Source organism: Muricoccus nepalensis (assembly GCF_006438825.1).
Lineage (GTDB): Bacteria > Pseudomonadota > Alphaproteobacteria > Acetobacterales > Acetobacteraceae > Roseomonas > Roseomonas nepalensis.
The window spans coordinates 92,744-99,943 of the sequence record NZ_RCZP01000018.1; the positions used below are offsets into that span (position 1 = coordinate 92,744).

The following is a 7,200-nucleotide window of genomic DNA, read 5'->3' on the forward strand; positions in this document are numbered from 1 at the left end:
GCTATCGCCGAGCGGGTTCGGACGACAAGGCTCGTGTGATTATCGAAATGCCGAAGGGTGAGCTGGACTCAGTAGATGCGTGGGGGGTGCCGGCAGGAATGCCTAGTCGGACCGCTACGATCCGGACACTGCTCCAGCGCGGCCTAGAAGCAGTTACCCGCCCTGGTTCGGGCGGTCAGCCGGCGGACGGGGAAGCTTCGTAGGGCAGACCCCGCCGCCGGCCTCGCTACTCCGGCCCAGACCCGCGTCAACGGGTCAGAGGGCCATCAACCCACAACCGAGAAGGAACCTCGGCTATGAGCGACACAGGTATCGGGGGCGTAGCCCCCCTTGGTCAACTGGAACCGGTCCAGATCGTGCCCTTCGACTTTGAGGGCTTGGCCGTCCGGGTTGTGACTTTGGATGACGAGCCCCGCTTCGTCCTGGCCGACATCTGCCGAGTTCTGGAAATCAGCAATGCCCGGGATGCGGCCAGCCGCCTAGATGATGATGAGAAGGATGGTGTCGGTATTACCGACGCCATCGGCCGCGAGCAGCTGACCACCGTCGTCAGCGAGAGCGGCCTCTACAGCCTGATCCTGACCAGCCGCAAGGAAGCGGCAAAGCGGTTCAAGAAGTGGGTGACGTCCGAGGTCCTGCCCACGATCCGCAAGACGGGCGGCTACCTGATGGCGGCGCTGGACGAGACGCCTGAAGCGCTGGCTCTTCGCGCAATGACCGTGCTGCAAGCAACGGTGGAGCGGCAGAAGGCGAAGCTCGCAGAGGCTTTGCCCAAGGCCGAAGCGCTTGATCGGCTCGCCGAAGTTGAGGGTAGCCACTGCATCACGGACGCAGCGAAGCTGGTGCAGGTTGCGCCGAAGGCGTTGTTTACTTTCATGCAGCGGCACGGCTGGATTTACCGTCGCACTGGGGCGGATCACTGGTGTGCCTACCAGTCGCGGATCATCACCGGAGACCTTATTCATAAGGTGACGACCGTCCTTCGGGCCGATGGTACGGAGAAGACGACTGAACAGGTTCGGGTAACGCCGAGTGGCCTCACGAAGCTGGCCAAGCTGATGGGGTCCGCGGCACGGTTAGCAACCGTTGATGGGGAGGCGGCCTGAAGGCGCGCTCTCCCGCCGCGCCCAGGCGATGGCAGCGGACGCACCACCTGAGATGCGGCGGCTGGTACGCGTTGAGGCTGCGCTAAGCAGATCGTGATCAGTGGGTGACTGGGTGGCCTGGGGGTCGCCCGTCACGGAGCGGCCGGGGATGGCGGATCTCGCCTTAACCCCCGGCCGCCTTCGCTCAGGCCGCGCGCTTCCGGCGCACCAGGCCAAGGCCCGCAACGCCGACGCCGAACAGGGCCAGCGACATGGGCTCGGGCACCGGCGTCACCACCGGAGTGCCGGGCACCCGGGAGGTGGTCCAGAAGCCGGTGAAGCTGCACCGCGCGTCGTCAGCGCCGCCATTGCACTCGGAGCGGTCGGAGCCGAGGGTGCCCGCGGCATTCCCGCCCACACCGTTCAAATTCACCTCGTCCGAGACGCCGCGGAGGCGAATGAAACTCGACGCGATGTTCCCGGCCTCGGTGAAGAGCAGGCTGACGCTCAGGCCGCCGGGCGAGAAGGTAGGCGTGAAGGTCGCGCTCTGCACGTTCAGCGACACGAAGCCGTTGATGTCCCCCGCCGGGAAGGGCGGCTGCGTCACCGACTGGCCAAAGGTAGCCGTGTAATTGAACGAGCCGGAGGCAACGGCCTCATCGCGGATGCGCAGCTCGGCCGAGAGCGGCAGCGGCGCCCGGTTGGTATAGGTCGTCGTCGCCGAAGTGGTGGTGAAGCTGTAGATCACATCGGCCTGGGCGGGCGCAGCCAGAGCGCCGAGGGCGAGAACGGCCGTGAGGGCCGCGGCAGCGATACGCATGGATGTTTCTCCCGCGACGGCAGGATCGCCGCCGCTGTTCCGCCTGATGGCAAGGCGTGCGCCACCTGTGTCAGGCGTTACGAAACAATCGGTTGCTGGGATTTCAGCAACCGAAACATATCTTGTGTAAGAAATCGCGACTTGGTGCAGATGAGTAGACTCCGCTTCCGGGCGTGCGGGACGAGTTCGGGCAACGGCTAGCGGCGGCGCTTCTCGCCACAGTCCACTGGCCGCTGCCCACCAGCTATGCTGCGCGACTCTCTCTGATCGCAGCACGTGCGGCGTCAGCCAGGAAACCCGACCGGTTCTTGCCCTGCTGCGAGGCGGCCGCGTCGATGGCGGCCAGGAGCCCCTCCTCCAGGGAGATGTTCAACCGCACCGCGCGGCCGGGCAGCTCGGCACGCACGAGGATACGGGCGAACTCCTCCACTTCCGGATCGCGCTCGACGCTCTCCAAGGGGGTCGGATCGGGGATGGCTTCGCCGTCCTCGATCATGCCGCGCAGGTGCAGGGCCAGCGCCTGCTCGGCCTCACGGGCAGCATCCTCGGTGGTGGCGCCATGAGAGACGCATCCATCGAGATCGGGAAAGTAGACGGAGTACCCGTCAGGAACCCGCTCCAGGATCGCGGGGTAGTACCGAGTAGCCATGTTAGCTTCCTCTTGATTAGGGGAGGGCGGAAGCCCCGGTTCTCACCGGAGCTTCACACCTGTCTGTCGCTCGATGCTCTTGATGGTGCCGATGGCCAGCTCCTTGTTCGGGTGGGGGACGGTCGCTCGTCCCATTTTGGTTGGATGCTTGAAGTGCTTGTGGCTGCCGACCTGAGCAACTTCGGACCATCCGTCCGCTTCGATGGCGGCTATCGCCGCCTTGCTGCTTACCGTCCTGCCCACCCAACCTCCTCTGCCGTCCGTGTGTGTATCTATACACACGTCGGTCCGCCGATGCAAGAGGAAAGTGTGTAGATGTGTGTAGTGGGTGGCGCGTGTTTACCTGCCTGCGCCATGGCCGCGCAGGATGAGGCAGACATCGGCCCGCCCGATCCTCCCGTCGACGGCTGTGCGCCGCAGCTGCACATGAGCGGCGCGCTGCTGGCACGAGGGACACCAGAGCCGGTCCAGCACCTGCTGCATGGTCAGCGATCCCCAGCGGGGGACTAGGCTGGTCACTGGGATAAGCCGCTCGCCGCCGCAGACCCGCGATCCGCAGTCGGCCAGCAGGATGTGGCCAGCATAATTCGAGAGCGGCCGCGCCAGGACGAGCGGGCGTTCGGTATGGGGACTCCGGTTGAACGGCATGGCGAAGCCAGTCTGGATGCTAGCCAAACACCCGCCAAGTCTTTGATATTAAGTCGCCGCGCTAGCCAAAATCAGGCGCCCATGGCCTTGAAATGGCCGGCAAGTGAGGGTCCCGTACGGGACGCCATTTTACGTTCAACCTTAACAGTTTAAGAGAATTGGGGGTGATGTGTTCCCCAATCGGTTCCTCAATCTAACGCCGCTACCTCTCCGCTGCTGAGCGGGAGTGTCGCCAGTGGACAGCGCTGGTTAGATGTCAACTGTGTAGGTGCTGGGTGGTACCGAGCGGTTTTATCAGGGCCTACACCATTCTTTCTGGAGTGGTTGGAACAAGGCTGAATAGCTAAGGGCTGTTACGGACCGGCGGGCGCCCTCGTTTTCGGTGAATCCTACCGCGCAAGCCGTATCCGTCCGATGTGTCTGATGAGGGATGGACGCCGGTTGCGCCTTACTTGACGCTGCTGCCCGAGGAGGCCGGGCAGCGCGAGCACCCTTTGCGTGAGGTATTCAAAGGGTGGCGATATCTGGTCCGCTACGGCGTGGCTTGGCGAGCGATGCCCAATAACCTGCTACCCTAGCACGCGGTCTATGACCAGGCCCAGCGCTGGCTGCGGGCGGGCTGCTTTGAAATGCTCGTTTCAAGACCTCTGGGTCGTGCTTGGCCTGGCCCAGGGACGCACGTAGGAGCCGTCGGCCGCCGTGCTGGACAGCCGTACCCGAGGTTCCACGCTCGAGAGCGGCGCACGCCCTGCCTGGGACGGGCCAAGCCGACCAGGGGCGCCAAGCTGCACCTGGCCGTCGATACGCTCGGCCACCTGCTGGCGCTGCACGTCACCCCCGCCAAGGCGGATGATCGCTCAGCCGTCTCCACCCTGGCTGAGGCCGGCCGCGACGCGACCGGCGAGAGCGTGAACCTCGCCTGTGTCGACCAGGCTTACACCGGTGAGCGGCCCGCCCAAGCCGCGGCCGCCCACGGCATTGCCCTGGAGATCGTCAAACGATCCGAAGCCAAACGTGGCTTCGCACTTCTGCCCGGAGGCAGGCGGTTTAGCGTTCCTTTGCCTGGCTCGCCCGCTTTCGCCGCCTCGCCCGCGACTACGAGCGCCTCCCAGAGACGCTGGCAGGCCTGCAACTAGTCGCCTTCACCATCCTCTCGCTCAGGCGCGCCGCAGAACTCGCCACCCGTGCGTAACAACCTCTAAGCGCTGAGCTGTTCCTCGAACACGCCCGTCAGCACGCGCTCGAGCTCTCGCTTCACGGGATCATTGCCGCTTTGCTTAAGGAATTCCCCAAGCTCCAGCCGGACGCTGCCTTGGTACAAGGCGCCGCCTCGGCGAGCCTCCACGTTTTCCCAGACGTGCTCGACGTGTAGAAGGCACCTGTCGGTGTCAAACACCAGGAACCAGTGGTCCTGGCTGTTGCTGTCAGAGCTTGGCGACGTCTGATGCAGTTGCCGTCGAAGTTGGGTCATTCCTCACTTCCATATCGAGCCTGCAATAAGAGGTAAGCGACGCCGAGTGGATTAGGAAGCGTCGCATTCGCATATGATCGTGAGAGGCGGAGGGCTTTGTGGCTCCCACTCCTCGTGCCCTCCACCGCCTGCCGGCATTCATGGGAACGACGAACAACGGAGGGCAAGCGCCGTCTGGCGCATCTGGGCGCGCGCGCAGGCCGGTGCCAGGCGCCCCGCCGCGCGGCCGTTGCTCGGGTAGGAGGTGTACGCGTGGAAGCGGGGCACCCCGTTGGCTATGGGCGGAACTGCACCTGGCTTTCCCCGAGCCGACGCTTGCCCTCGTCGAGAGCCGCAAAGGGCAGGGGGCGGAGGCACCCGCCACGTACTGCCTCGTGCCGCCCACCTTCTGGCGTATTCCGGGCGCCCTGCTCCGCCTTGCCGAGTTGTACGGCCAGAACCGGCTTAGCTTTCTCTCGAGCGTTGCCTGCCGCCAGATCCACGCAGCCGACCCAACCGGCCGATCACCCCGTGCGCCGCCCTCGCCAGCACCGGCGTCGCCGGATTGGAGCTCGCCCACGATGACCCGGCGATGTTCAGAAGGCGGAGCCGTTACACGCAGTCGTGCTGAGCGCCTCATTTGTCGATGCCGCCTGTGTTCAACAGCCGATTTAAGAGAGCTCACCGCCTCTGCGGGGATCGGGCAGCCGGTTCTGCAGGGCCAATCAGGAGACCTCGCTTGATGGCGCGGCACCTCTTCTGGTCTTCGTACCGGGAGCGGTCAGGCGAAGACGATGTCGCCCGCCCTGAGGGCGGTGAGGCCGGGCAGGAAGATGGAGTCGCCGTTCGTGCCGTAGGTGACCTCGAGGCCGGTCACCCCGGCGGGGCTGTGCGCGGGGTTGATCCAGACGCTGGCCGCCGGGACGCCGCGCAGGAGGATGTGGTCCTCGCCGGAGACGAAGCCGTTGATGGTGTCGTGGCCGTCCCAGCTGCTGAAGACGAAGGTGTCGCGGCCCGAGCCGCCGCTCAGCGCGTCGTTGCCCGCACCACCGATAATCCAGTCATCGCCGGCACCACCCTTGATGGTGTCGTTGCCCACGCTGCCGGTGACGGTCTGGGCGCGGGTGGAGGCGGAGCGGTCGAGGAACTGATCGGAGGAGAGAACCGTCGCGTCACCGTAGAGAATATCCCCGGCCTTCAGCGCGGCGACGCCCTGGAGGGTGATGGTGTCCTTGCCGTAGGATACCACCAGGCCCGAGGAACTGGCTTTCGTCGAGACGCTGTTGGCGCCCACACCGTTCAGCAGGAGGTGGTCCACGCCGGGTTGGAAGTCGGTGATGATGTCCTTTCCGTCGCCGGAGACGAAGATGAAGGTGTCCGCGCCGGCACCGCCGGTCAGGGCATCGTTGTTGCGGCCGCCGGTGATGCGGTCCTCCCCCGCGCCGCCAACGAAGCGTTCCACCGCGCCGCTCCCCTCGAGCACGAGAGCTCTGACCTCGACCGGGCGCACCGGGGCGGCGAGATCGGCGAACTGCGAGGCACGGATGTAGTCGATGCTCATCGTCGCCGACGAGACGCCGTCCGTCGCGCCCGGCCAGCTGTTGGGGCCACCGACGGCGAGGTTCGCCAGCATGTACATCGGGGAGTGCATGTCGGAGGGTGTTGCGACCTGATAGAGCTCCGTGCCGTCGATGTAGAAGGTGATGACGTCGGGCCGCCAGGAGACGGCGTAGGTGTGGAAGGCCTGCGACAGGTCCGTCTCGGTCCAGAAGGCTGACTGCAGCTGAGTGTGGGACCCGGTCGAGTTCGTGTGGACGGTCGAGTAGGCGACGCCCGGCATGTCGCCGAGGGACTCCAGGACGTCGATCTCTGGGGGGGCGGTCAGATCCGCCCGGGCGAGCCAGAAGGCGGGCCAGAAGCCCTTCCCGGTCGCGATCTGGGCGCGCATCTCGAAGTAGCCGTAGGTCTGGACGAGGCTGGCGGAGGAGGTGAGGAGGCCGCTCGTGTAGGTGAGCCCGTCGGGCAGGCCGGCCGCGGGCCGGGCGGTGATGTCGAGCACGCCCTGCCCACCAGCGTCGTGCAGGGCGAAGGGGTAGGGCCCGGCGGTGGTGGCGTCGGCGTAGTACTGCACCTCGTTCGGGACGCTGCGGCTGCCCCACAGATGAGTGGAGCGCCAGCCGGCCGTGCCCGCTGACGTGAGGCCCGTCGGCGTTGCGGAGAAGCTGTTGAACTCGTCGGCGAAGGTCGGGCGAAGGGTGGTGAGGGAGGCGGCGGGCAGGCGGAAGTCCGTGGCCGTGAGGGCGGCGGCGCTGACGCCGCGCAGGATGGCGGCGTCGCCGTTCCCGAGCTCGAGCACCGCGTCCGCGCCGTCCTGGCGGAGGGCGGCCTGCACGGCGGCGAAGCTCGTGAAGGCCGTGAAGCCGCCGCCGATGACGATCTTGTCGACGCCCGGCTGGAAGTCGGTCACGACGTCGCGCCCGGCGCCGCGCTCGAAGAGGAAGCGGTCGGCGCCGGCGCCGCCGGTGAGGACGTCGTTGCCGGCGCCGCC

General features: G+C 66.2%; 6 protein-coding genes and 1 pseudogene. 2 read left to right on the forward strand and 5 right to left on the reverse strand.

Annotation, left to right across the window (positions count from 1 at the left end):
• The first annotated feature begins 296 nt into the window (after positions 1-296).
• Positions 297-1,106 carry a phage antirepressor KilAC domain-containing protein gene (locus EAH89_RS17505; RefSeq protein ID WP_140885000.1) on the forward strand — a complete coding sequence of 270 codons (810 nt, stop codon included), beginning with the start codon at positions 297-299 and terminating at the stop codon, positions 1,104-1,106.
• Between the two features lie 184 nt (positions 1,107-1,290).
• Here the strand turns inward: EAH89_RS17505 and EAH89_RS17510 are convergent, their stop codons facing one another.
• From EAH89_RS17510 to EAH89_RS17520, 3 genes are all read right to left on the reverse strand, one after another.
• Entirely contained in the window at positions 1,291-1,905 is a 615-nt protein-coding gene (locus tag EAH89_RS17510) for a PEP-CTERM sorting domain-containing protein (RefSeq protein WP_140885001.1), read from the reverse strand.
• 244 nt (positions 1,906-2,149) lie between these two features.
• Positions 2,150-2,554: a type II toxin-antitoxin system HicB family antitoxin gene (locus EAH89_RS17515; RefSeq protein WP_140885002.1), complete on the reverse strand. Its 405-nt coding sequence runs from the start codon at positions 2,552-2,554 to the stop codon at positions 2,150-2,152.
• A gap of 42 nt (positions 2,555-2,596) precedes the next feature.
• Positions 2,597-2,797: a type II toxin-antitoxin system HicA family toxin gene (locus tag EAH89_RS17520; RefSeq protein ID WP_140885003.1), complete on the reverse strand. Its 201-nt coding sequence runs from the start codon at positions 2,795-2,797 to the stop codon at positions 2,597-2,599.
• A 791-nt stretch (positions 2,798-3,588) separates the two neighbouring features.
• Here EAH89_RS17520 and EAH89_RS17525 point away from each other — a divergent pair.
• A pseudogene (locus EAH89_RS17525) lies at positions 3,589-4,394 on the forward strand (IS5 family transposase).
• A gap of 6 nt (positions 4,395-4,400) precedes the next feature.
• Here the strand turns inward: EAH89_RS17525 and EAH89_RS17530 are convergent.
• Positions 4,401-4,673, reverse strand: coding sequence for a hypothetical protein (locus EAH89_RS17530; RefSeq protein ID WP_140885004.1), 273 nt, complete (start codon positions 4,671-4,673; stop codon positions 4,401-4,403).
• 760 nt (positions 4,674-5,433) lie between these two features.
• Positions 5,434-7,200, reverse strand: a 1,767-nt coding sequence (locus tag EAH89_RS17535; protein WP_140885005.1) for a family 16 glycosylhydrolase, incomplete at its 5' end; no start/stop codon positions are given.